The organism is Beggiatoa leptomitoformis, from assembly GCF_001305575.3.
Classification (GTDB): domain Bacteria; phylum Pseudomonadota; class Gammaproteobacteria; order Beggiatoales; family Beggiatoaceae; genus Beggiatoa; species Beggiatoa leptomitoformis.
In genome coordinates, this window is sequence record NZ_CP012373.2 from 423,925 (window position 1) to 448,928 (window position 25,004).

Genomic DNA, 25,004 nt, shown 5'->3' on the forward strand with positions numbered 1-25,004 from the left:
ATTATCGTTGCCATATTGCCATAATATTGTTTACATATTGTTCTGTTTCACGAAAGGGTGGACATGCCCCTAAACGGCGCACCCGATTTGCCCCCGCGTTATAGGCACAAAGGGCTTTTTTAATACTTTGAAATTCCTGATAGTTTCGCGCAAGATGCCATGCACCACAATCAAGATTTTGATAAGGATAATAACGCTCTATGTCCGTTAAGCCGCAATCTTGTGCGGCAGACGGCATAAGTTGTGTTAAGCCTACCGCCCCCTTAGATGAGACAGCTAGCGGATTCCAATTAGATTCTTGAGTGATAACTGCCCGAAACAATTTCGGGTCAATACCATGTTTTTTAGCGATTTGGTCGGCGAGTACTGTTGTTGGAATATCAATCGTTGCAACGAAATATAGCAACAATATCAAGAAGGTCGTAGCGAGTGTTTTAAAGTGTGCCATACGACAACCTGACTTTATTCCTCACGAACAACCTTTATTTTTGCTGTACCTTTTATATTGTCTATGTCAAATTTATCCTGTTTCACGGGAATTAGAAGGGTTTGTCCATCAATAAAACGCAGTTGTACGGTGTAAACGGGAACCAATTTATTCTGTCCATTTGTCACGGCTTCTAAAACTAATTGCGTTTCTTCTTGCTTTTCTGTGAGTAAATGAACTTTAGGTGTATTAGCAGAATATTCATCATTATCAGATAGTAAAATAACTTTATCTTCTACCCCCTTTTTGGAGTTGAGGGTTAATGTACTAATGGCATCTTTGGCATTTTCGTCAAAACCAATACTGGCAGCACTGGATAAATAAGCGATGAGACGCGCACTACTGCTATTTTCTACGTCTAAAATATCTACTTTGGCTAATTCACCCGTGAAAATAGTGATTAACTTACCTGTTTGTAAATCAAATAATTTATAGGTTGTTTCTTGTGCGCAACAGCCATATTTGACCGTTTTATAATAATCGTCCCATAACATGCCTTCTTCTGCTTCGTCTTCGAAACTCCATAACAGGTGTTCGTATTGGTCTTTAACTGATGTAAAAGCACTGACTTTAACGCTAGAAGATGCAATGGCTTCCATGTCTTCACGTTCAACCCGTTCAAATGTTTGTTCGAGCAGGATTTCTGTTACGCCGACATTGACATCTTCATTAAAAAAACGCGAAAAATCAAACCGTTGATTGTGTAACTTTCGCACACGCACGGTTTCTTCGAAGCTTTCTGACACACTAGAAGTTGCCTGTTTTTTAAACCCTGTTGCGGGTTCTGCATAGACAACTATATTGATATTAATAAAAAAAAGGCTACAGAAAATTATATGTTTCATCATAGTTAATATCGTGATAATTAAAGATACTTAAAATAGTACAAGTTTATATCATAGAAAAAATGATATTGTAATAAGCCAGCAGATGCTTATCTTGCTGTTTATGCACACACAAGTCTGACATGCTATGAACACATTTATTTAAAATTACAATAAGATTTCATCATGTTATCAAGTTTATGTATATTAATAATTGTGTCGTGCTAACCTTATGGCTGTTTCTAAATAGGGTGATATTTCAACCGCTTTGAGCTGTTGTCATCCCTGTATTCAGATAGATGTAATAACCTTCATTTCTAAAAGTTGTTGTCTATAATATACTGGGAACAGATTCTAACGCTCACAATTCATTGACGATTATGACAATACAAAACCGCCGTCTTATCACTGATGCTTATGATCCTAAACAGCGAATTGTTGGAGGAATTGTATTATTTCTGCTCATGCTGATTATTTATTTCTTCTTAAAAGTAGTCTTAAGTGTTGGGGTAAGTGATATAGAAGGTACTTATCGTTTGCATGCAGCCTTACCTGATGAAGTTGTAACCGCCAATAATACGGGGCAACCCACCAGTGCAACGGTAACGACCAATTCACGGACATTGCCTACGCATTTTGTTTTTCTGGGCTTAGATGGTAATCCCATCACAAAAGAAGACAGCCAACAAGCCGCCCAAGCGACAGAAACCATTTCCGCTGAACTCCCAAAAACAGGCTTTTATTATGTTCAAGCCGCAAGCTTTAGAGAAGAAGCCCGCGCGCTTGCTTTGGTTAATAAACTGCGGGAAAAAAGTTTAGAGGCAGAAGTTGCTAAAGTGGGCGATTGGTACACTGTGCGATTACTTCCGCAGGAAAGTCGGCGGGTTGCAGAACAGCAATTGCGTCAATTGCGCGACCGTCCCTTGAGTATCAGAGGGCAAATTAAACAAGTTGAGTAACATACTACTTCTCAACTGCGCACTTGAGTGTATTAAATACAATAAATTATCCCCTGCTTGTCAACCAGTTATCACCTCTGTTGTCCGCGCAGTGACAATAGACGTGATAATTGATCATTTTTTGAGAATCAAACATGCTTGATCCCCAGTTAATTCGAAATAATTTAACCGATGTTGTTCGTCAATTGGCTACCCGTGGATTTATCGTTGATGAAATCCAACTGGTAGAATTAGAAAAAACGCGCAAACAATGTCAAACAGAAACCGAACAATTGCAAAATGAACGCAATATCCGTTCTAAAGACATTGGAAAAGCAAAAGCAAAAGGTGAAGATGTTAGCGCGTTAATGGAAAGCGTTAACCGCATCAATGAACAGCTAAAAAGTAAAGAAATTCAACTGGACGCAATTCAAACCCAATTGAATGATATTTTGCTTGGAATCCCAAACCTACCACATAGCAGCGTTCCTATTGGTACGAGCGAAGAACAAAACGTAGAAATGCGCCGTTGGGGAACGCCAAAAACCTTCCTTTTTTCGCCTAAAGACCATGTTGATTTAGGGGCGATGAATACCCTGTTAGATTTTGAAACAGCGGTAAAAATTACAGGAACACGTTTTGCCTTATTACGCGGTTCATTAGCCCGTTTACATCGGGCATTGATTCAATTTATGTTAAACCTACATACGGAAGAACATGGCTATACAGAAGTGAATGTGCCGTATATGGTCAACAGTGAAAGTTTATTAGGTACGGGGCAACTTCCTAAATTTTCAGCAGACTTATTTCATATTCCCGAACAAAACTACTATTTAATTCCAACGGCAGAAGTTCCCGTAACTAATATTGCCCGCGACACCATTACGGAAGAAGATGCTTTGCCCATAAAATATGTATGTCACACCCCCTGTTTTCGCAGTGAAGCGGGTGCATACGGCAAAGACACGCGTGGCATGATACGCCAGCATCAATTTGAAAAAGTAGAATTAGTGCAATTAGTTCGCCCTGAGATGTCCTATCAAGCCCTAGAGGAACTGACAGGACACGCAGAAACTGTCTTGCAACGCCTAGAATTACCTTATCGTGTCATGAGTTTATGCACAGGTGACATGGGATTTTCCTCTGCAAAAACATACGATTTAGAAGTATGGTTACCCGGTCAACAACGTTACCGTGAAATATCTTCCTGCAGTAATTTTGAAGCCTTTCAAGCACGGCGGATGAAAGCGCGCTGGCGTGACCCAAAAACCAAAAAACCCGCTTTATTAAATACATTAAACGGGTCTGGACTGGCGGTGGGTCGCACATTGGTTGCCATTATGGAAAACTATCAATCGGAAGGCGGTCGAATTTACATCCCCACAGTTTTACAGCCTTACATGGGCAATGTGCAATATATTGACCCCCGTTAGTTGTTTATCATCTTAAAGGGGTGATTCGCTTCGCCCCTATAGAACGTCTATTTGCTCCTGTACCCGATATAACATCGCATAAGTCCCTTGCAACACTAACAATTGTGCGTGTGTTCCCATTTCAACAATGCGTCCTTTATCCATCACAATAATACGGTCAGCCTGAGCGATGGTGGATAAACGGTGCGCAATAATAATGGTGGTACGCCCTCGTTTTAAATAATCTAAAGAATCCTGTACATGGCGTTCTGATTGTGTGTCTAAGGCAGAAGTTGCCTCGTCAAAAATCAATATAGGTGCGTCTTTTAGTAAAGCCCGTGCAATTGCCAACCGTTGCCGTTGTCCACCCGATAATTTCACGCCACGTTCACCGATAATTGTTTCTAACCCGTTGGGCATTTTCTCGATAAATTCCATAGCATGTGCTGCTTTTGCTGCTGCAATGATTTTTTCACGCGGTGTATTTGCCATTGCACCATAAGCAATATTCGCCGCAACCGTGTCATTAAATAACACGACTTCTTGACTCACCAATGCAATATTTTCTCGCAAGTTAGCTAAAGGCAACTCATTGATATTAAGTCCATCTAATAAAATTTGTCCCTGTGTAATGGTATAAAAACGCGGGATTAAATTTGCTAATGTTGTTTTTCCACTACCCGATGCACCCACTAAAGCAATTGTTTCCCCAGCATTAATTGTTAGTGATAAATCATGCAAAGCGTTTGAGGTATTTTCTTGATAAGTGAAATTTAATTGTTGAAAATCAATCTTACCCACTAAGCGCGGTAAAACCTGTGTGCCACTGTCCTGTTCCGATGCTTGGTCTATCAATGTGAAAATACTTTGGGCTGCTGCAAGCCCTTGTTGTAGCTGTTCATTAACCTTAGTAAGATGTTTAATCGGTGTAAACATCATGCCCATTGCGGTAAATAAAGAGACAAAACCACCAACGGTAATCGCCGCAGATTGTGCTTCTTGTGCCGCAATATAGATAATAAGTGCTAAGACAATGGCGGTGAGCATTTGCACAATAGCAATGCTGATGGCGGAAATCGTTTGTGATTTTACGGTTGCATTTAAGACTGCTGTACAAGCAAGACTAAAACGATTTTTTTCATAGGGTTGCCCACCAAAAATTTTAACTAATTTATGTCCGCTGATAGTTTCTTCTAAAATGCGCGTCATATTGCCCATTGCATCCTGTGTCAGAATATTCATACCACGCAGGCGTTTACTCACAATTCGCATGGTTACAACAACAACGGGCGCGACTAAAAAAACAATCAAGGTTAATTTCCAATTTAAATAAAACATCCACGCCAATAAACCTAACACGGTTAAACTGTCACGAATAATAACCACTAATGATTCTGTTGAGGCGGCCATAACACGGCTTACATCATAAGTGACTTTAGACAGTAAAATCCCCGCAGAAATATTGTCAAATGCAGTGGTTGGTAAAGATAAAATTTTCTCAAACATGGCTTGTCGTAAGTCTGTAACAACCTGCGTAGCAACTTTAGCTAAACAAGTTGTACTAATAATCATCGCTATGCCCTTAATGAGCATGACAAGTAACAATAAAAGCGGGATGATTTTTATAATATCAGGATTTTGTTGTACAAAACCTTCATCTAACAAAGGCTGTAATAGTGCAGGTAAAGCAGGCTCGGTTAATGCCATCACAACCATGCTCACAATGGCAATGGCGAATAAACGACTATGTGGTTTTACATAACGTAACAAGCGTAAATATAAAGTTGAGCTATTCATCTGGTAAATTCGGGTTAATGGTTCTATACTATTCTATCACTTGGGGGCGACTTGGTTTCGACGTGGGTTACAAAACCTAAGGGGCATGTCGAGGGGCAGATACCTCGTAAATACTCTGCAAACTTTCTAGTTGCGAACGAAGACAACTACGCTTTAGCTGCTTAGGCAGCTAAACTGTCACCCGAATGAGCCTGCGCGTTTGGAATGACAGTCACTTTAGTAGGATCGTGAATTCATGCGTCTAGGGTGGATTCATTAAACTTTACTTGGACTCACCTTTAAACTTTCCTGCCCGTCGGAGAGTTGAAGGTTAAATTGAAGACTGGCTAAACATGTAGGCCCAAGGGCGGAGGATTTACGGACGCGAGTTCGATTCTCGCCGCCTCCACCAAGTTTCTAACCCCAATCGGTTTCGGTTGGGGTTTTTTATTGCCCATCGTTTAAGAATAGGGTATATAGCAACAGTACTATAAAAAGATTAAATAGAATATGAGTAAAAAGAGCGCATCAATAGAACAATTTGCTCGTTACCAAGCTCTGCTTGGTAATGCCCGCCTTGCAAGCTCCGCTTGCCGAGTACAAGCGGACTTAAGCGGGGGGCGTTCAAGTATCAGCCAAGCAGAGCTTGGCGAATAGGCATTACTAAGTGAAACTTGGTAACGAGCAATACTTTTTTACGGAAATCTGTTGAATAGGTCATTTCTTATTCTCTTTTTAAAATACGGTTACTATATCAAGTGACCGGTGTTATACACCGCTTTTGTCTGCTTGTCTGAGTCATCGGCAACGTGGATTTAAAAATAAAGAAATTTTCTACCTAAAAATGATTAGACTTCTTGCAAAAGTATGTTAAGAAAGATAAACAATGGATAATACCGCCAAATGGTGGTGGTATCCGTGCTACTTTCGCAAGAGGTTTATATTCTCCATGTCCCCTACCTGTATCCTTCTCGCCGCTGGTAATAGCCAACGCTTTGGCAGCCCTAAATTATTGCATCCTGTTGCACAGCAAACACCGTTAATTCTTATGACAGCACGATTGTTACAATCCGTTGTTAAACAATTAATCATTGTAGTCCGCCCTGAAGATATTGCTTTACAAACCGTAGTAAGCGCGGCGGGTTATCACTGTTTACCCTGTTCTGAGGCGCGATTAGGGATGGGACATAGTTTAGCGTGTGGGGTGCGGGCAAGTGCAGGAGCTGAGGCGTGGTTGGTTGCGTTGGCGGATATGCCGTTTATTCAGGTGCAAACCTTACAACAACTAACAGCAGGATTAGCGCAAGGTGCAGCATTGATTGCGCCGTTTTATCAGGGAAAACGTGGGCATCCTGTGGGGTTTGCACGGCAATTTTATCCGCAATTATGCCAGTTGACGGGAGATAATGGGGCGCGAACCATTATTGAAGCGCATCATGCGGCATTGGTGCGGGTGGTTTGTGACGATGCGGGAATTTTACAAGATATTGATACGCCCGCCGATTTACCGACCGCGCAGAAATAAGCTATCTAATTCTTTTAAACTCAATTGTATCCATGTAGGTCTGCCATGATTACACTGGTTACTGCGTTCAGTGGCTTCCATATCGCGTAATAAGGCATTCATTTCACTTAAACTCAGTTGGCGATTGGCGCGCACAGCATTATGACATGCCATCGTGGCAAAAATTTCGTTGATATGGGTTTCTAAAATCGCGCTACTGCCAAAACGGATTAAATCGCCTAAAACTTGTTGTATAAGCAGGGGAATATCGGCATGAATAAGAAGTTGTGGAACTTGGCGGACTAAGAGACTTTCGCGCCCTGAACGGGTGATTTCAAAACCTAAGCGGGTGAACGTCTCGATAAAAGTTTCTGCTTGGTCGGCTTCCGTCTCGCTCACGCTAACCATAACGGGCATCAGTAAATATTGTGCGGTTAAGCGATGCGTTTCCCATGCAGTTTTCATGCGTTCATAGGTAATGCGCTCGTGTGCGGCGTGCATATCAACCAGAATTAAACCTTGTGCATTTTCGGCAATAATAAAAATACCATGTAGTTGAGTGCGGGCGTAACCTAACGGGGGAATGGGTTGTTCAGTTGTTGGAATGGCTTGGCTTAGCGCATGGTAAAGCTGTTGATTTTCTTGCACTGCAAGCGGTGTGGACATTAATAAAGCGGGTTGGTAAGAAGGATAAGGGCTTGTTGTGGGCGACACTTTGGGGGCGGATATAAGCGGTTTATCGATGTTATCTGCAATATTAACTGTAGCTTGTGGGCGAGTTTGTTCTAAGGTTTGTTGCAAACTGCTCACAAGCAGGTGATGTACCCAACCACTTTGTACGAAACGAACTTCGTGTTTAGTGGGATGAACGTTTACGTCGACTTCGCTGGGGTCTATGTCTAAATAAAGAACATAGCAAGGATGACGACCGCCATAAAGTACGTCGCTGTAGGCTTGGCGCACGGCATGGTTGACCAATTTATCACGTACAATGCGACCGTTGACGAAAAAATATTGTTGGTCAGCTTGTCCACGTGCATGGCTTGGTGGGCTTATCCAGCCTGACAAACGCATTGCACTGTTTTCATTACTAACCGTTAGGGCCGTTTGCATAAATTCTGTACCGCATAAGCTACCAATACGGAGTAAACGACTGGTTTCATCATCCGTTTTTTTTAGGCTTACGGTTGTTTTACCCTGATGTCGTAGGTTAAAGCTGACATTAAAACGGCTTAAAGCAAGGCGTTTGACGATTTCTTGAATGTGTCCGAATTCCGTTTTTTCTGCACGGAGAAATTTGCGCCGTGCAGGCGTGTTATAAAATAATTCGCGTACTTCTACGGTTGTGCCTATAGGATGGGCAACAGGTTCAATAATTACCTCATCACTTAAGGTATTGAGCAGTAAGCTATAGCCGTTTTCTGCGTTGTAAAAATGGGAGTGAATGACAAAATGCGACACAGAGGCAATACTAGCCAGTGCTTCGCCGCGAAAACCTAAACTATGTAGTTTTTCTAAATCGGTTAATTCTTTAATTTTATTGGTAGCGTGTCGACTAACCGCTAGCGGTAATTCTGCTTCACGGATGCCACAACCATTGTCTCGAATCCGAATAAGTCCTATTCCACCTTTTTCAATATCAATTTCAATCTGGTCTGCGCCTGCATCTAAACTATTTTCTAATAATTCTTTCACCACCGAGGCAGGACGTTCAATGACCTCACCCGCAGCGATTTGGTTGGCGACTTGTAAAGGCAATAAACAAATAGGAGGAATATCAGATAAATTAGGTGTATTCATAGCAGTTGTACAAAATTTGATAAGTGGATGATAACTGTTTTTTTAGATGAACTCGTTTATCCTTTCTGAATAAGCACTCTCCATTAGCGTTTAGTGGCATGGTTAAAGTACAGTATAATGTCACACTTAAAACTACACATGTTTTTAGGAACAGGCTATGTATTCAAGAACATTAGAAATTTGGGTTGGTATATTCGTTACACTAGGATTTCTCGCCTTATTATTATTGACTGTAAAAGTGAGTAATTTAGGCGCGTTGTACAGTGATGCGGGATATTTGGTGACGGCAAAGTTTCAAAATATTGGCGGTTTAAAAGTCAAAGCCCCTGTTAAAATCAGCGGTGTGACGATTGGGCGCGTTACAGATATTCAGTTTGATAATAACACTTATAAAGCAGTTGCAACCCTGCGCCTAGAACCAAAGTTCGATAAATTGCCTGCGGATACTTCGGCGAGTATTTTCACTTCAGGCTTATTAGGGGAGCAGTATATCGGGCTAGAACCCGGTGGCGATACCGTGTTTTTAACAGATAAAAGCGAAATTTATCTAACACAATCGGCAATGGTGCTAGAACAATTAATCGGACAATTCTTATACCGCAGTGCTGCTAGTGGCGTTGATGGAAATGAGAAAAAATAAGATGTTACAGTGTTAGTAACACAATTATTAAAATTAATCATGGTTATATGCGTATTGCTCATATAGAAAGTAGTCTGCACTGGGGTGGACAAGAGCTCCGTATTATTGAGCAAATGCTCTGGTTACGTCTGCAAGGGCATACCGTTTGGCTGATTGCACATAGCCATTCGGCCATTTTACGCGAGGCTCGACGAGCAGGATTAGCCTGTTTTCCCTTAGATATTCATAATGCGTTTAGCTTGCCTATTTTGTGGCGATTGTATTGGTTTTTACGTAATCATCAAATTGATATTATTGATACACACAGTCAAAAAGACAGTTATCAAGTATGTTGGATAAAATGGCTCACAGGTATCACCGTTGTGCGCTCGCGCCACATTACGAATCAATTACGGAATAGTTTCGCGCATTATCTGGTGTGGCGATATGGTAATGATCGCGTCGTTGTAACAGCGCAAACGATTAAAGCGCAATTGATTTCTCTAGGCTTAAAATCGGCTCAAGCGATTGATGTTGCTGTTGCAGGGGTTGATGAGAAACGCTTTCATCCCTGTTTACGCGAAAAAAATCAAGCCTTACGTGCCATGTTGGGTATTCCTGCTGACCACTGGGTGATTGCAAATATCGGCATGATTCGTGAGGATAAAGGACAACTGATTTTTGTCCATGCCTGTAATGAAATCGCAAACCACTTTAATAATGTTACCTTTTTACAAATTGGTGAGGCGACTAACAGCTCACAAACTTATAAACAACAAGTATTAGCAACGGTTGCCAATCTGCCCAATAAACAGCACATACATTTTTTAGGTTATCGGGTAAATATTGAAGATTATTTAAGTATTTGTGACATAGTTGTTATTGCTTCCATTGCAACAGAAGCCCAAACGCGGCTAGTCTCGCAAGCCTTTTTAACGAAAACGGCAGTTGTTGCAACATTAACAGGCGGATTAGTTGAAATGATTGAACCTGAAAAAACAGGGTTGCTTTGCCCTGCTAATTCCGCTACTGCACTGGCAGAGAGTACCATGCGCTTATTGCGGGATGCAGAATTGCGCGAGTATATTTGTGCAAATGCCTATCAACAAGCTCATCAATATTGGACGTTTACACAGATGATGAATGGCATGTTAGCAAGTTATCAACACGCCTTTGTTGCCAACAAAAAATTACAGCTTGCCCAAGCAATTAACTATGCAACCAGTTAGGCTGTTGGGAAGTTTGAATCGTGTAAGGTGGGGCATTGCCCCACTAGCCTTAATTTAAAGATAAATACCAACAAAAACGCAAAACCCACGCATTTACTAAATCCAATCGTATATCACAGTTGTTGTGTGAATTGTGGTTCAGACACTACGATACATTCCCATTATAAACGCAGAGCAAATAAGCGGCAGCACCTGCTGAACCTAGCGTTGTATCACTCACATGATGCCCTGCACTATCAAATACTTGTCCTTGTGTATCCACGCAACCAATAACATGATTATGTGCATCATAAACATTGCCATCTGTGCCTGCGTGTCCCAGTAAATCATTATGGGTATTGGTCACATTACCATTATGAATATCAGCAACATGAGTCGTGTTACCATCGTGATGAGAATAAATCCAGCCGTCTTGGTCAATGGTTGTATAGGGGTCGCTATTCATCGTAAACCTCCCAAAATAATTAAATGATAAAACCAGATAGTAAATGACTTGATTCAGCAAGTTTTACAATTATGATATGTAGCTACTACGCTCAATAACAAGGGGTTTTATATGACGCTATATCTTCCTTCTCCAGATGGGATTAAAAAAAAATTTTTTCAAAAGCTTTGGGGTGGTATGAAGTCCATTTTTACGCCACAAGCATATGTTGCCGATAAAAATCAAGAAACACAGTTTTATTTAGAAGCCAGTCGTCAAGCGCAAAATCAGCAATTACATGAAGAACGTCAAGCCTTGCAGAAAGCTGAAATGCAGTTGCGAGCATGGCAACATCAAAGCAATTTAGACTTTCAAGCAGAACAGCAGGAAGCACAACGTTTATTAACGTTGCAAGAAGGTGAGCGTAATCGAGCGATGATGCGCGAATTAGAAGAATTACGACAAGATTTTCAAGCGCACGAAAATCAATTAAGTCGTGAACATAGTTTAAAAGTTGAAGAATTCCGCGCAAATATGCAACGTTGGGTGATTACTGAGCAGAAAGCAACACAATTACGACTTAAAGAAATTGATGTGCAACTTGCGCGGGAATTGCGTTTGTTTGACCGTGAAACGGCATTAGGCAATATTCGCGAGCAACGACGTTTACAAAATTTGCCGATTTGTGTTACAGCTGACCAGTTGTTAAGCAGTTCTGAGTTTATTTCTCCGTTGCATGTGTTTATTTCTCCACCACGTTTGCGGGCGGAGCGGGTGGCTCATGCCTCGACAGTGGAGGAAAAAGACCCAACGCGCTTGTTACCGCCGATGGAAACGCATTTAGCGACAAAATTGCGGGCGTTTTTTCAGCGTTATAACGAGCAACAACGTCCCGTTGGTTTGGTCAGTGGCGCGTGGATGAGCAAGACTTTGTATGGTGATGCAGCCGCATTACAAGTGTTTACCGAGTTAAAAACGGAGGCGGTGTTAATTTTAGAATCCAGTTTAGAAGGCTATACCTTTACGTTAAATTATGCGTTTTGGGGGATGAATTGGGATAAACCGCGTTATAACACGGCTTTGTCTTTGAATTGGCGTGAAACTTTGTTCGATTTGGTGAAAGTTCGGACATTGGAATGGCAAGAAAAACAGCAGGGTAAAACCCCGCAACAGATAGAAGAGTTGTATGGTAAAGCGCGGGTTGAACAGTATTTGAATAATGTGAAGATTATGGAACGGGAGCGGGTTTGTCTTGAGGAAGGGATTGATTTAACCGATATTGACCGCCCGTATTTTGTGATTGAGAAAGATTATAATACCTTGATTGCGTTGTTAATTGCTTATCAATGTATTTTTTCAGGGTTGTTGGCAGATGAGTATTATTTGTTGCATGTGCCAGTCGAGAAGCGTCGTCCGCCGTTGTTACCGAGTTTGTTGGCGCAGTTACCTCAATTATTGTCCGCGAATGATTCGGGTTTAAATGTAGAAATTCCAAGCGAATCGTTACAAGAGATTGCGTCGATTATTGTGGATTTTTACGAACGTTTATATGCGCAATTAGCCCAGCAAGAGCCTGCTTGGATGCCTGAGTTGTATTTAGAATTGGCTGAAAGTTTGGCAGTGTTGGATGACAAAAATAGTGCAAAACGGCAGTTAGAATGCGCATTAAGTGCGTTTGTGCAGTTACGTCATGGTGACAGTGTGCAAACGGTTGTGATGGCAAATGATGTTGCTTATTTTCAACGGGTTAATGCGTGTTTTCAAGCCATTGGAGAAAATCAGTATTTTGATATTGTGACGATTTGTTATCAGCGCGGTTTGCAAGCCTTAGCGATTGCTAAAGAAGCGCAGGCAGTTATTGATTTTTCGCAGGTGATTGAAATAAATCCTCAGTTTATAGATGCTTATTTTCAGCGTGGACTTGCACAACATTTGTTAGGGTTATATCCGCAAGCAGTTGAAGATTTTTCACAGGTGCTTGAGTTAGATACGCAATCAGCAGAAGCCTATTATCAATGTGGACGGGCTTATGATGAATTAGGCGCGAATGAACCTGAAGTTTATTATCCATTAGCGATTGAAGATTTTGAAAAATGTTTGCAGTTGAATCCACAGCATCCGCAGGCAGGGCATGATTTGCGCGTGGTGCAGGCTTCTTGGAAGCGTTATAACAGTGAAGTGGAACGGAAACAGCGGGAACAAGCACGATTAGCGGAAGAAGCGCGAATTCGGCAGGAAGCTGAGAAGCAGGAGCGTCTGGAACGGGAGCGGAAAGAGCAAGAGGAGCAAGAACGGATTCGACGGGAAAAAGGTATTGCTCGTACTTTTTCAACGGTGAAAGAAGGTCAGTCAGGGGAGTTTACGGTTTATGAGAAAACCTTTGATGTAAATGGTACGGAATTAGTGATGGTATATGTACCAGCGGGCGAGTTTATAATGGGTTCGAATAATGGGTCTAGTGATGAAAAACCTGTGCATAAAGTCAAGATAGAAAAAGCGTTTTACATGGGAAAATATCCAGTGACGCAAGCGCAATGGCAAGCAGTGATGGGAAATAATCCATCGAATTGGAAAGGAGACAATTTGCCAGTTGAGCGTGTGCGTTGGGAAAATTGTATAGCGTTCTGCGAAAAGCTCTCAAAATTATCAGGGAAAACGATACGTTTACCAAGCGAAGCGGAATGGGAATATGCGTGTCGAGCGGGGACAACAACAGCTTATTGGTGGGGCGGTAATATGGACGGCAACCGTTGTTGGTATGGTGAAAATTCAGGGGAAACAACGCACCCTGTGGATGAAAAAGTGAACGCGCATACAAATCCGTTTGGGCTGTGTGATATGTCGGGAAATGTATGGGAATGGACACACTCGGATTATACAAGTGGATATGATGGAAATGAGCTGGCTTTATCAGAAAATACTAGTAAAAACAAGACGTTGCGTGGTGGCTCTTGGAACTACAATGCCGATTTCACCCGTTCTGCTAACCGTTACTACTACGAACCTTCGTATTTGAACCTCATTATAGGCTTCCGTGTTGTTCTTATTTCCCCCTAGGATTCTTTACTCTTTATGCTTTTAATCTTTTACCCTTTTAATCTTTAAGGATGTTAATCTTTTTTCTGAGTCCCCCCTTGCGGGGGATCGCGATATTTTTTGTCTGAACCGCAATTCACACAATTTCCATAATTAACACAATTTAAACACAATTGTTTTTATCTTCTTGTATTAGTTGAGGTAATTATGTTAATTATGCGAATTGTGGTTCAGACAGTCTGAACCGCAATTTACTTAATTTCCATAATTAACACAATTTAAAGGCAATTATTTTTATCTTTTTGTATTAATTAAGGTAATTGTGTTAATTATGCAAATTGTGGTTCAGACAGTCTGAACCGCAATTTACTTAATTTCCATAATTAACACAATTTAAAGGCAATTATTTTTATCTTTTTGTATTAATTAAGGTAATTGTGTTAATTATGCGAATTGTGGTTCAGACAGTCTGAACCGCAATTCACTCAATTTCCATAATTAACATAATTTAAAGACAATTATTTTTATCTTTTTGTATTAATTAAGGTAATTGTGTTAATTATGCGAATTATGGTTCAGACAATCAAACAATCAAACAATCACGGATACTATAACTTATGCTTAATCCCAACTACGACCCGCTGACTTATAAAATTATCGGTTGTGCAATGGAAGTACATAAAATAATGGGAAACGGTTTCCAAGAAGTCATTTATCAACGTTGTTTAACCATAGAAATGCAAAAACAAGGGTTAATCTTTTCCCGTGAATATGAAATGAAAATTTATTATGACAATATCGAAGTAGGCACTCGGCGCGTTGATTTCTTTGTAGAAAATCAAATCATGGTTGAACTCAAAGCAATTATAAAACTCGAAGATGTTCATCTTGCACAAGCAATGAACTATTTAGAAGCCTATCAAGTTCCTATCGGCTTATTAATTAATTTTGGTGCAAAAAGTTTAGAATTTAAAAAAGTACATAATAAAAAATGTCTGAACCGCAATTCACTCAATTTCCATAATTAACACAATTTAAAGACAATTATTTTTATCTTTTTGTATTAATTGGGATAATTGTGTTAATTATGCGAATTGTGGTTCAGACAAAAAGAATATTAACTTTTAAATCTAGTGGGGTGTGCCACCCTACGTAACTATATAGCAACACTTCATTATTTGGTAGTGCTAAAGAGAAAGTGATATTAAAATAAGAAAACAGAAGAAAGAGAAGAGTCCCTAAAATGCTAACCTGCCCAAGCTGTAAAGCGACACACATCGTGAAATACGGAAAAACCCGCACAGGGACACAAAACTACAAATGTCGCGAATGCGGACGACGATTTGTAGAACAACCCACCAAGAAATACATAAGCCAAGAGACTTGGGCACAGGTGGACAAGCTATTAAAAGAAAAACTTTCACTGAGAGGAATAGCCCGTGTTACGGGAATCTCAGGCACATGGCTACAACATTATGTCAATGGTTTGTATGCGCAACAAAGACTAGAACAAGCCGTTAAAAAAAAGGACAGTTGCGCTTAGAATGCGATGAGATGTGGTCATTTGTTGGGCAGCGTCGCCAGAAAGTGTGGGTATGGTTAGCGTTGGATAGAGACTCACGAGAGGTTGTCGGGATTGCCTTTGGGAAGCGAGATGTTGAGGGAGCGCAAGCACTCTGGGATTCACTCCCAGCGGTATATCGGCAATGTGCAGTCTGTTACACCGACTTCTGGGAAGCGTACCAGAAAGTTCTTCCGAGTAAACGGCATCAAGCAGTAGGGAAGGAGACGGGGCTGACCAATCATATAGAGCGATTTAATAATACGTTAAGACAGCGTGTCAGTCGTTTAGTGAGGAAAACCTTATCTTTCTCCAAGAAAATAGAAAATCACATTGGGGCTACTATTTTTTTCATTAATGATTATAACAAATCACTGCTTCTTTAGCACTACCCATTATTTTAATAACCACATGGTTGCTAACCCTAAAAAAGCAGCAAAACCAACAATATCCGTTACAGTGGTTAAAATAACCCCACCTGCCAGTGCAGGGTCTATTGATAATTTTTTTAAAATCAAGGGTAATAACATACCCGAGAAAGCAGCGAAAAATAGATTAATAACAATAGCCGCACCAATCACCAAACCCAGTTTAAAACTTCCAAACCATATCATGGCTACAACGCCTACAACAACCGCCCAAACCAGCCCATTTAATACACCTACAGCAACTTCTTTCTTTAATAGCCAAAAAGCATTGGCATTACTCACTTTACCTAATGCCATCCCGCGAATCATCACCGTTAGTGTTTGCGTGCCTGCAATCCCACCCATGCTGGCAACAATTGGCATAAGCACGGCAAGTGCCACAATTTGTGATAATGCACCTTCAAATTGTCCTATGACATAGGAAGCTAAAAAAGCCGTAAGTAGGTTAATGCCTAACCAGACTGCACGCGCCCATGCGGTGCTAAGGGTAGAGGCAAACATATCATCTTCTTCATCTAAACCCGCGCGGTGTAATAAGGTGCGGTCGGATTCTTCGCGGATTACATCTAAAATATCATCTACCGTAATCCGTCCTATCAGCGTTGTATCTTGGTCTATAACGGGTACGGAGATAAAACCATGTTGTTCAAACAGTAATGCGACTGCTTGCGAAGGCATATTGACAGGAATAGGCATGATTTGCGTGGACATAATGTCTTCAACCAATAAATCAGGGTCATTGGTCACAATGTCGGCTAAAAACAGCATTCCACGATAGTGATTATCGGCATTAACGACAAATAAAGCATCAGTTTTATCAGGTAGTTCTACATGACGACGTAAATAGCGCAAAATGACTTTTAATGATAAATCCCCTCTAACCGTTAAGGTGTCGACGTTCATTAAACCGCCTGCACTGTTTTCATCATAAAACAATACTTTAGAGAGCTGTTGACGATGTTCTTCATCCATCGCCATTAATACTTGCTCTACCCGTTGTTCTGATAAACTTTGGAGCAGGTCGACTGCATCATCGGTGTCCATTTCAGTGGTTGCGGCGGCGACTTCTTCCGCACCCATCCGATGAATGAGTTCGGCGCGTTCTGCATCGTGCATATAAGACAGTACTTCAGCACGGTCAAACTCGGTCGATTTCCACACAACAACACGTTGTTTTGTAGGGAGAGATTCTAAAAAGCGGGCAATATCGCTCGGATGTGCTTCTGCTAATAACTCATTAAGCTCGTCAAATGAGGCTTTTTGCCATGCGTTATAGAGTTCTTCTAGGGTTACGGGCGTTGTTTTTGGTAATGTTTCCATAGCGTCCTACGGCTAAAAATTGGTAGGTTAAGTAAAGTCTGTCATTTCAAGATGACGCAGTTTTTATGGGATGCGTTTTAGATAAAATGCGGTTGTTATCCGTTTTATTATGCGTGTGAATGAATATTTCGCAATGCGGGAAAATCAGGATAGGGGAAAATCTCGTGTGAATTGTAATCAATCAGGTTAGACTCAACACGTTTTATTCACACAACTTTTAACAAACCGTTTACAATGCGTAAATAGCGAAGACTCGCGTAATGTGTTGTGGGTGCGAATTTATTCGTATAAATGAGGGGGAGATTAACCCCGTTTATCCCTATCCATTATTCGTGTACTTATCCACATTGGCATCATTTAATTAAAACTAAGAGTTTGCAACAATGACTGAGAGTAACTTAATCACCCATATTGATGAACGGGGCGTTGCTGTGCTAACAGTTAATCGCCCTGAAGTACATAATGCGTTTGATGAAACATTGATTACGTATATCACAGGTACATTGTTGCAGTTAGAAGACAATCCAGATGTGCGCGTAATTGTGTTAAAAGCCAATGGTAAGAATTTTTCGGCGGGCGCGGATTTGCGGTGGATGCAACAAATGGTGAGCTATTCTAAAGAGGAAAATGTGCATGATGCAATGGCATTGGCAACCTTGATGAAAACGCTTAATCAAGTTTCCATTCCTACCGTTGCGATTGTGCAAGGGGCTACGGTTGGGGGGGGGGTTGGCTTGGTTGCTTGTTGTGACTTTGTGATTGCGAGCGAACAGGCTTCTTTTTGTTTGTCCGAGGTTAAATTGGGTTTAATTCCTGCGGTTATTTCCCCTTACGTTGTAGAAGCCATTGGTGTACGCGCAGCACGCCGTTATTTTTTAACAGGCGAAGTCTTTTCTGTTACGACAGCAAAACAATTGGGATTAGTGAGTGAGATTGTCCCCGCCGATAAGTTAGACACAGCGGGAGATGAAGTAGTTAATCGTTTTTTACAAAATGGACCACAAGCAATGTCAGCGGCAAAAGAGTTGATTCGCGCAGTTTCTCATGGTGCAATTGATGATGCCATGATTGCATTAACGGCGGAATTAATTGCCATGATTCGGGTCTCTGATGAAGGACAAGAAGGATTAACCGCCTTTTTAGAAAAACGTCCCCCTTATTGGAAATAGGATAAATATTTCATGATTAGATACTTACCATTTTATTTTATTCTTTTTATTATCTGCAATGCGTTATTTTTTACAGGTGTTGATTTAAGCCAGCCTTTATTAACAGCCAAGTTAATGTCGGGCGCGGAATGGAAACCTACGTTAAGTGATAGTTTGATTATGTTAGGGGTCATTTTTTTATACTTTGAGATTTTTAAATCTACCCGTAGTACAGATGCATCCATTATTGAACACATGTTTTCTATGTTAGTATTTGTGGCTTTTTTAATTGAATTTATTGTTTATAAGCAAGCGGGTAATTCCACTTTTTTAATTTTAACGATGATGTCTATGTTTGATGTCATTGCAGGCTTTACCATCAGTATTTCTACGGCACGACATGATTTTACTCATTAATGATGGTGTTATCTCCTGACGAATTATGGATGCGTGAAGCACTTCGCCTTGCTGACTATGCTGCCAGTCAGGGTGAAGTGCCTATCGGTGCGGTGTTAGTCAAAGATGGACAGTGTATTGCCGAAGGTTGGAATCAACCCATTAGCCGTCATGACCCTACCGCCCATGCAGAAATTATTGCACTGCGCCATGCCGCTGAACAAATTGCCAATTATCGTTTATTAGACACTACGTTATATGTCACATTAGAACCTTGTGTAATGTGTGCAGGGGCGATTTTACACGCAAGGGTTAAGCGCGTGGTGTTTGGTGCGTATGACCCCAAAACAGGTGCGGCGGGTAGTCGTTTTGATGTGTTACGTGATACACGTCACAACCATCAAGTAGATTGTCTGGGGGGTGTATTAGCGGATGTTTGTGGAACACAATTAAAAGCATTTTTCCGTCAAAAACGATAAGACAAGAAAATTGTCTGAATCAGGCTTTTCAGACAGTCGCCAACCTAAAAAGGACTAATAACGGGTTTATATCTGTCTTACGACTTAAGAGAACATGCTGAAATGGAATTATTAATCAAACACGTCTTAGATACACTAGCAGGCTTAGGACAGAGCGAGCGAGTGGCGTTGTTTACCCTGCAAGCTGACAATATGGGCGTGTTAGCAGGAGGATTTAATCGGGGGGAATTTTTGCCTACGGGTAAAGTAGTGGATTTTAAAGGCACGCCATTAATCGAAATTCTACAACAACGCACTTCTAGCACCTTTCATGGCATGTTGCTGGATGATAACCTTCCTTTTCCCTGTTATACCGACCAACAAGCGGGCTTTGAATGCTTATGCTTGCCCTTATTAAGTGAAGAAAACAATACAGTGATTGGTGTTGCCGTGTTAGCCCAAGATACGGGCATTACCCAACCTGATTATCGTTTGCAAACATTAGGGATGTTACGCACCTTAATTGCTGCAGCTATGGAAAAAGCCCGTTTATTTCAACTAGCAACAATAGATAGCCTAACCGAACTTTATACCCGCCGTTATTTTGATATTCGTTTACATGAAGAAATTGTGCGTTTACAACGGCATGGTAGCGATATTTCACTAATCTTGTTTGACATCGACCATTTTAAACGCATTAACGACACTTACGGACATATACATGGTGATTATGTATTGCGCGAAGTAGCTAATTTATTAAACCATTCCATTCGTCGTGATATTGATATTGCTAGTCGCTATGGGGGGGAAGAATTTATTATCTTACTGCCCCATACAAATATAGACGGTGCGTATGTTCTTGCAGAACGCATTCGTCAACATTGCCAACAATATCCATTTAAAACCCCCGTAGAACAAGCCTGTATGGTCACATTAAGCGGTGGTATTGCCAGCATGAACCAAAGCCACCTACTTACCAGCGAAGAATTGATTCACCGCGCGGACTTAATGCTATATGCCGCCAAAAATAGCGGGCGTAATCAGGTTATTCAATATAAATTAACGCCATAAGTTAAGTTACCTAACCACTGCCACAATGACCCTTTTCCCCCGCCTTCGCTATTGTTATTTACTCCTGTTTATTGGCACACTAACCGCCTGTCAACCAGTGGATAAACAAAAAGTTATTCACTTTGGATTAGCCCAAGCCCCCGTGACTTTAGACCCCCGTTTTGCAACCGATGCAGCCAGCAGTCGAATTAATCGCTTGTTATACCATGCGTTAATTGATTTTGACGCACAATTTAAGCCCATACCCGATTTAGCTACATGGGAACAACTGAATGCTACAACCTACCGTTTTCATTTAGGTGAGCAAGGACGTATGTTTCATCATGGACAACATTTAAATGCAGACGATGTAAAGGCAACCTATGATTTTATTCTTGAATCCCGTAACGCATCACCACATCGTGGTTCACTAATAAATATTCAACAAATTATCGTCGTTAATGCAGATACAATAGATTTTCAACTGAGTAAACCAGACCCTTTATTTATTGGACGTTTAGGCTTAGGTATCGTCCCTGCGGGATTAATTCAACAACAACACCCCTTTAATAAACAACCGATAGGCAGTGGTGAGTTTCGTTTCCTGACATGGTCACAAAACAGCGAATTACACATTGAAAGAATTGAAGATAAACAAGAAATACAATTTTTAGAAGTGAAAAATCCAACCGTTCGTGCTTTAAAATTGCGTCGTGGCGAACTGGATATTTTACAAGACGATTTACCCCCCGAATTAATTCGCTGGCTACAACAACAAACAGGGGTAACAGTAACTTTTGGACGCGGGACAAGTTTTGCGTATTTGGGGTTTAATCTGGCTGACCCAACTACGCATAACCTACTAATTCGCCAAGCAATTGCTTACGCGCTGAATAGAGAAACCATCATACATTACATGCTTGGCGATGCAGCACGTCTTGCAACAAGTATCCTTGACCCGCAACATTGGGCAGGCAATCCTGATTTAGAACCCTATCCGTATAATCCCCAAAAAGCCCGCGAATTACTGCAACAAGCAGGATATAACGCGGAAAATCCGTTATATATTACTTATAAAACCTCAAGCAATCCTTTTCGCATTCGCATTGCTACCGTGATTCAACAACAACTTGCAGAAGTAGGCATTATCGTGTCACTACGCACGTATGATTGGGGAACATTTTATGGCGATATAAAAGCAGGTCGTTTTCAAATGTTTAGCCTTTCTTGGATAGGAATTAAAATGCCTGATATTTTTCGCTATGCGTTTCATTCCAATTCACTACCGCCAAATGGTGCAAATCGTGGACGTTTACATGATACGGAAGTTGACCATCTGATTGAACAGGCAGAACAAACACCTGATTTAGACATGCAAGCACACTATTATCGCCAAATCCAAACCCGTTTACACGCTGAATTGCCCTATATACCTTTATGGTATGAGAATATTACGTTAGTCACACGACAAAGTATTACAGGCTACCACTTAAGTCCTGATGGAAATTTTGACAGTTTAATAACCACGCAGATGATGGTTAAACCTGAATGAAAGCAAGATATAAGCAATGAAACAGTGCAGAGGGTAGGCAATGCCTACCGCTATGCTTTAGCACGAGAAGCACAAACATAAAAATTACTACCGTCAAATATCGCCCTTTAAAAACAACGGGGCGTATGAATATAAAGTGCGCCCTTTCCACAACTGCCCCTTTAAACGTCGTGCGATACGACTGGTCACGGCGAGATTTGCGCCTTTAATTTTCACAATAGCAAGCACACTATTAGGGTTTCCTTCCCGATAAAGTTCCACTTCCGTTTCTGCACCATGATGCTTAAATATGTCTTCAATTTCTTTAGGAGTGACGGAGGGCGGAAAATTGCTAATAATCAAATTCATCGTAGGTTGCATAAGTATTTTCACCAAGTAATGGATAAAAAACCATTTCTCTCCTTTGGTACTCATACATATCAATACTGTTTTTATAAAAATTAATGGTAACGCTAAACAAGTCAGAATTTATTACTTTGAATACCCAATAACACTAAAAAATGTGGATAGATAATAAAGAATACTTCCTCCTTCGAAAAAAGAGGGAATCTTTCTCACCCTGACATTTTATTACTACCAAAATAATTAACCCTGAACAATTGCCTAAAATAACGCATAAATAAAAGGTGTAAAAACAGAGCCTTGTGTTAATACTAATAAACCACCCAATATCACTAAAATTAAAATAATGGGGATTAACCAAAACTTTTTCCGTTCTTGCATGAACAAATAAAGGTCTTTAAATAAATCCAACATTAAAAAGGACGCTCCATGTGATTAGGTAAGCGCGGAGGCTTGTCAATACGATGCAAATGAACAGATAAACCCTTGCCTAAAACACGCATTAACCATCCTAATGGGGTAATAACAAAAAAGAATAAAATACCCAGAATCAAACGAGTGTTTATCCAACCCAATACTAATCCTAAACGCTCCCACCCAAAATAAACAGGTCTGAGAATATCAGGTAATCCTAACCCAATTAGAATAAAACCACCGCCTAATAACCATACCCATAAGCTAAAAGCTGAGTGATACAACCAAGGCAAGAATATCCCAAACACGCCAATAATACCGCCACCCAATACAAACCCAAAATCCCGTAACTGTCGTCTATCTAATGGAACTATATTCATCATTTTCAATCCAAATTAACGGTTACTTGCTTAACATTATGTTGTGGCTGTTTTGTTTTTTGCAAAAAACAATTTTCTATAACCAAATAATCCATTTCAGTTTTCATAAAGCATTCATAGGCTTGTTGCGGTGTTGCAACGATTGGCTCACCCCGCACGTTGAATGACGTATTCACCAACACAGCACAACCTGTTAGTGCTTCAAATGCTTGTAATAACGCATAATAACGTGGATTTGTATCACAATGCACCGTTTGCACCCGAGCAGAATAGTCCAAGTGCGTAATAGCGGGCAATGTAGAACGAGACAAATTAACCCGCTCAATCCCAAATAATCCTGCATCTTCTGCCCGCTCTGGCAATCGCAATGCGGGTTTAACATCAGCAACTAACAACATATAAGGACTTTCTGTAGCCAATTCAAAATAATCCCCTGCTTTTTCAGCCAATACAGAAGGGGCAAAGGGACGAAAAGATTCACGATATTTAATTTTTAAATTCATTACCGACTGCATTTTAACACTACGCGGGTCGCCTAAAATAGAACGTCCGCCTAATGCTCTAGGACCAAATTCCATCCGTCCTTGAAACCAACCAATAACGGCCTCTTGCGCTAATAATTCAGCTAGTTGTGGCAATAAAATATTATCTTCAATAACCGCATAAACCGCACCAACAGACTCCAAGTATGCTTGAACAGCCGCATTAGAAAACTGAGGACCTAAATAACTCCCTTGCATCGCATCAGTTTTACTAGCAACTCGGGGATTATCCAAATATTCATGCCAACAACTTAACGCCGCGCCCAATGCACTGCCTGCATCTCCTGCTGCGGGCTGAATCCATATATTTTTAAAAATGCCTTCTTTTAGAATTTTCCCATTTGCTACACAATTTAACGCAACACCACCTGCTAAACATAAATTCTCTGAAGGCAATTCGCGCCGAACAGTTCGTGCTAAACGTAAAACAGCATCTTCTAAAACAACTTGAATCGAACGGGCTAAATCCATCTCACGCTGTGTTAACTGACTTTCTGGTTCGCGCGGTTTTCCACCAAATAGTTGATTAAAATTAGTATTTGTCATAGTCAAGCCAACATGATAATTAAAATAATCCATATTGAGCTTAAACGTACCATCTGCTTTTAAATCAATTAAATTATCTAAAATGGTTTGTACATAACGCGGTTGCCCATACGGTGCAAGCCCCATTAATTTATATTCTCCCGAATTTACTTTAAATCCTGTGTAGTAGGTAAAAGCAGAATACAACAAGCCTAAAGAGTGCGGGAAATGGGTTTCCCATTGTGAAATTAAACGATTATCTTTACCTTGCCAGATGGATGTTGTCGCCCATTCACCTACACCATCAATACATAGAATACTGGCCTCTTGAAAAGGAGAAGGAAAAAACGCGGCAGCAGCATGGGATTGATGATGCTCATTAAACAATAAATGCGGTAATTTTGATTTATCAGGGCTAAATTTAGATAATTCTTTTTTTAGGAGGGTTTTTAAATATAGCTTTTCTTTTAGCCAAACAGGCATAGCACGTAAAAATGAAGTAAACCCTTGTGGTGCATAGGTCAAATAGGTCTCTAATAATCGCTCAAACTTCAGTAACGGCTTGTCATAAAAGACAACATAATCTATACTGCCCAACGAAACGTTACCCGCTTCCAAGCAATATTTAACGGCATGATGCGGGAAATCAGCTTCATTCTTGTTACGAGTAAACCTTTCCTCTTGCGCCGCCGCAATAATTTTTCCATCCATGATTAATGTTGCAGCACTATCGTGATAATATGCTGAAATACCGAGAGTATTCATGTCGATTTCAAACCCTTTAGCTATTTATGGCTTGATTTTTTTAGGTCTGATAATAGCCATTTTGCTACTATCAT

General features: G+C 40.6%; 24 protein-coding genes and 1 other RNA gene. 15 read left to right on the forward strand and 10 right to left on the reverse strand.

Annotated elements, in window-relative coordinates:
* Position 1 precedes the first annotated feature (1 nt).
* A complete protein-coding gene (locus tag AL038_RS01810; protein ID WP_062148155.1) occupies positions 2-448 on the reverse strand; it encodes a lytic transglycosylase domain-containing protein in 447 nt (148 codons plus the stop codon).
* A gap of 14 nt (positions 449-462) precedes the next feature.
* Positions 463-1,335 (reverse strand): hypothetical protein, encoded by an 873-nt coding sequence (locus tag AL038_RS01815; protein WP_062148158.1) that lies wholly within the window; start codon positions 1,333-1,335, stop codon positions 463-465.
* A 356-nt stretch (positions 1,336-1,691) separates the two neighbouring features.
* On the opposite strand from AL038_RS01815, the gene AL038_RS01820 reads away from it, so the two are divergent.
* Both AL038_RS01820 and serS read left to right on the forward strand, forming a co-directional pair.
* The gene (locus AL038_RS01820) at positions 1,692-2,270 is read left to right on the forward strand and encodes an SPOR domain-containing protein (RefSeq protein WP_062148161.1); all 579 of its coding nucleotides are present in this window, start codon (positions 1,692-1,694) and stop codon (positions 2,268-2,270) included.
* A 134-nt stretch (positions 2,271-2,404) separates the two neighbouring features.
* On the forward strand, positions 2,405-3,682 hold the full coding sequence (gene serS / locus AL038_RS01825; RefSeq protein ID WP_062148164.1) for a serine--tRNA ligase: 1,278 nt from the start codon (positions 2,405-2,407) through the stop codon (positions 3,680-3,682).
* Positions 3,683-3,718: 36 nt separating this feature from the next.
* Here serS and msbA read toward each other — a convergent pair whose 3' ends face one another.
* The gene (gene msbA / locus AL038_RS01830; protein WP_062148167.1) at positions 3,719-5,458 is read right to left on the reverse strand and encodes a lipid A export permease/ATP-binding protein MsbA; all 1,740 of its coding nucleotides are present in this window, start codon (positions 5,456-5,458) and stop codon (positions 3,719-3,721) included.
* 42 nt (positions 5,459-5,500) lie between these two features.
* Between msbA and ssrA the strand changes: the two genes are divergently transcribed.
* The 3 genes from ssrA to AL038_RS01845 all read left to right on the forward strand — a co-directional run bounded on the left by ssrA (position 5,501) and on the right by AL038_RS01845 (position 6,962).
* Positions 5,501-5,849: a transfer-messenger RNA gene (gene ssrA / locus AL038_RS01835) on the forward strand.
* A 98-nt stretch (positions 5,850-5,947) separates the two neighbouring features.
* Entirely contained in the window at positions 5,948-6,094 is a 147-nt protein-coding gene (locus AL038_RS01840; RefSeq protein ID WP_161575411.1) for a hypothetical protein, read from the forward strand.
* 292 nt (positions 6,095-6,386) lie between these two features.
* Complete coding sequence (locus AL038_RS01845; RefSeq protein ID WP_062148170.1) at positions 6,387-6,962, forward strand: nucleotidyltransferase family protein; 576 nt, start codon at positions 6,387-6,389, stop codon at positions 6,960-6,962.
* On the opposite strand, the gene mutL is transcribed toward AL038_RS01845, so the two are convergent.
* Positions 6,942-8,741, reverse strand: coding sequence for a DNA mismatch repair endonuclease MutL (mutL, locus tag AL038_RS01850; protein WP_062148173.1), 1,800 nt, complete (start codon positions 8,739-8,741; stop codon positions 6,942-6,944). The genes AL038_RS01845 and mutL overlap by 21 nt on opposite strands.
* Positions 8,742-8,898: 157 nt before the next feature.
* Here mutL and mlaD point away from each other — a divergent pair, with 157 nt between their 5' ends.
* Positions 8,899-9,381, forward strand: coding sequence for an outer membrane lipid asymmetry maintenance protein MlaD (gene mlaD / locus AL038_RS01855; protein ID WP_062148176.1), 483 nt, complete (start codon positions 8,899-8,901; stop codon positions 9,379-9,381).
* A gap of 47 nt (positions 9,382-9,428) precedes the next feature.
* Positions 9,429-10,589 carry a glycosyltransferase family 4 protein gene (locus tag AL038_RS01860; protein ID WP_062148178.1) on the forward strand — a complete coding sequence of 387 codons (1,161 nt, stop codon included), beginning with the start codon at positions 9,429-9,431 and terminating at the stop codon, positions 10,587-10,589.
* 145 nt (positions 10,590-10,734) lie between these two features.
* Here AL038_RS01860 and AL038_RS01865 read toward each other — a convergent pair whose 3' ends face one another.
* Complete coding sequence (locus tag AL038_RS01865) at positions 10,735-11,034, reverse strand: hypothetical protein (RefSeq protein ID WP_062148180.1); 300 nt, start codon at positions 11,032-11,034, stop codon at positions 10,735-10,737.
* Between the two features lie 177 nt (positions 11,035-11,211).
* On the opposite strand from AL038_RS01865, the gene AL038_RS01870 reads away from it, so the two are divergent.
* From AL038_RS01870 to AL038_RS01880, 3 genes are all read left to right on the forward strand, one after another.
* Complete coding sequence (locus AL038_RS01870) at positions 11,212-14,070, forward strand: SUMF1/EgtB/PvdO family nonheme iron enzyme (RefSeq protein ID WP_161575412.1); 2,859 nt, start codon at positions 11,212-11,214, stop codon at positions 14,068-14,070.
* 596 nt (positions 14,071-14,666) lie between these two features.
* Positions 14,667-15,077, forward strand: a complete 411-nt coding sequence (locus AL038_RS01875) for a GxxExxY protein (RefSeq protein ID WP_062148182.1) — start codon at positions 14,667-14,669, stop codon at positions 15,075-15,077.
* Between the two features lie 215 nt (positions 15,078-15,292).
* Positions 15,293-15,996 (forward strand): IS1 family transposase gene (locus AL038_RS01880; RefSeq protein ID WP_414635098.1). Its coding sequence is split into 2 segments (ribosomal slippage): positions 15,293-15,572 and positions 15,572-15,996, totalling 705 coding nucleotides; the frame shifts between segments, so codons are not numbered across the junction.
* A gap of 9 nt (positions 15,997-16,005) precedes the next feature.
* Here the strand turns inward: AL038_RS01880 and mgtE are convergent.
* Entirely contained in the window at positions 16,006-17,358 is a 1,353-nt protein-coding gene (mgtE, locus tag AL038_RS01885) for a magnesium transporter (protein WP_062148186.1), read from the reverse strand.
* A gap of 383 nt (positions 17,359-17,741) precedes the next feature.
* Between mgtE and AL038_RS01890 the strand changes: the two genes are divergently transcribed.
* The 5 genes from AL038_RS01890 (at position 17,742) to AL038_RS01910 (ending at position 21,962) form a co-directional block, all read left to right on the forward strand.
* Positions 17,742-18,527, forward strand: coding sequence for an enoyl-CoA hydratase/isomerase family protein (locus tag AL038_RS01890; RefSeq protein ID WP_101539119.1), 786 nt, complete (start codon positions 17,742-17,744; stop codon positions 18,525-18,527).
* Positions 18,528-18,539: 12 nt separating this feature from the next.
* Complete coding sequence (locus tag AL038_RS01895) at positions 18,540-18,923, forward strand: hypothetical protein (protein WP_062148188.1); 384 nt, start codon at positions 18,540-18,542, stop codon at positions 18,921-18,923.
* Positions 18,923-19,381 carry a tRNA adenosine(34) deaminase TadA gene (tadA, locus tag AL038_RS01900; protein WP_236839439.1) on the forward strand — a complete coding sequence of 153 codons (459 nt, stop codon included), beginning with the start codon at positions 18,923-18,925 and terminating at the stop codon, positions 19,379-19,381. The genes AL038_RS01895 and tadA overlap by 1 nt, the downstream gene beginning before the upstream one ends.
* A 102-nt stretch (positions 19,382-19,483) precedes the next feature.
* The gene (locus tag AL038_RS01905; protein WP_062148190.1) at positions 19,484-20,431 is read left to right on the forward strand and encodes a GGDEF domain-containing protein; all 948 of its coding nucleotides are present in this window, start codon (positions 19,484-19,486) and stop codon (positions 20,429-20,431) included.
* Positions 20,432-20,456: 25 nt separating this feature from the next.
* Positions 20,457-21,962, forward strand: coding sequence for an ABC transporter substrate-binding protein (locus tag AL038_RS01910; protein WP_062148193.1), 1,506 nt, complete (start codon positions 20,457-20,459; stop codon positions 21,960-21,962).
* A gap of 93 nt (positions 21,963-22,055) precedes the next feature.
* Here the strand turns inward: AL038_RS01910 and AL038_RS01915 are convergent, their stop codons facing one another.
* The 4 genes from AL038_RS01915 to AL038_RS01925 all read right to left on the reverse strand — a co-directional run bounded on the left by AL038_RS01915 (position 22,056) and on the right by AL038_RS01925 (position 24,930).
* Complete coding sequence (locus AL038_RS01915; protein ID WP_083991391.1) at positions 22,056-22,376, reverse strand: RNA-binding protein; 321 nt, start codon at positions 22,374-22,376, stop codon at positions 22,056-22,058.
* 189 nt (positions 22,377-22,565) lie between these two features.
* On the reverse strand, positions 22,566-22,718 hold the full coding sequence (locus AL038_RS18180) for a DUF5989 family protein (RefSeq protein WP_170295623.1): 153 nt from the start codon (positions 22,716-22,718) through the stop codon (positions 22,566-22,568).
* The gene (locus AL038_RS01920) at positions 22,718-23,101 is read right to left on the reverse strand and encodes an SxtJ family membrane protein (RefSeq protein WP_062148199.1); all 384 of its coding nucleotides are present in this window, start codon (positions 23,099-23,101) and stop codon (positions 22,718-22,720) included. The genes AL038_RS18180 and AL038_RS01920 overlap by 1 nt, the downstream gene beginning before the upstream one ends.
* A gap of 2 nt (positions 23,102-23,103) precedes the next feature.
* Complete coding sequence (locus AL038_RS01925; protein WP_062148202.1) at positions 23,104-24,930, reverse strand: carbamoyltransferase family protein; 1,827 nt, start codon at positions 24,928-24,930, stop codon at positions 23,104-23,106.
* Positions 24,931-25,004: the final 74 nt, after the last annotated feature.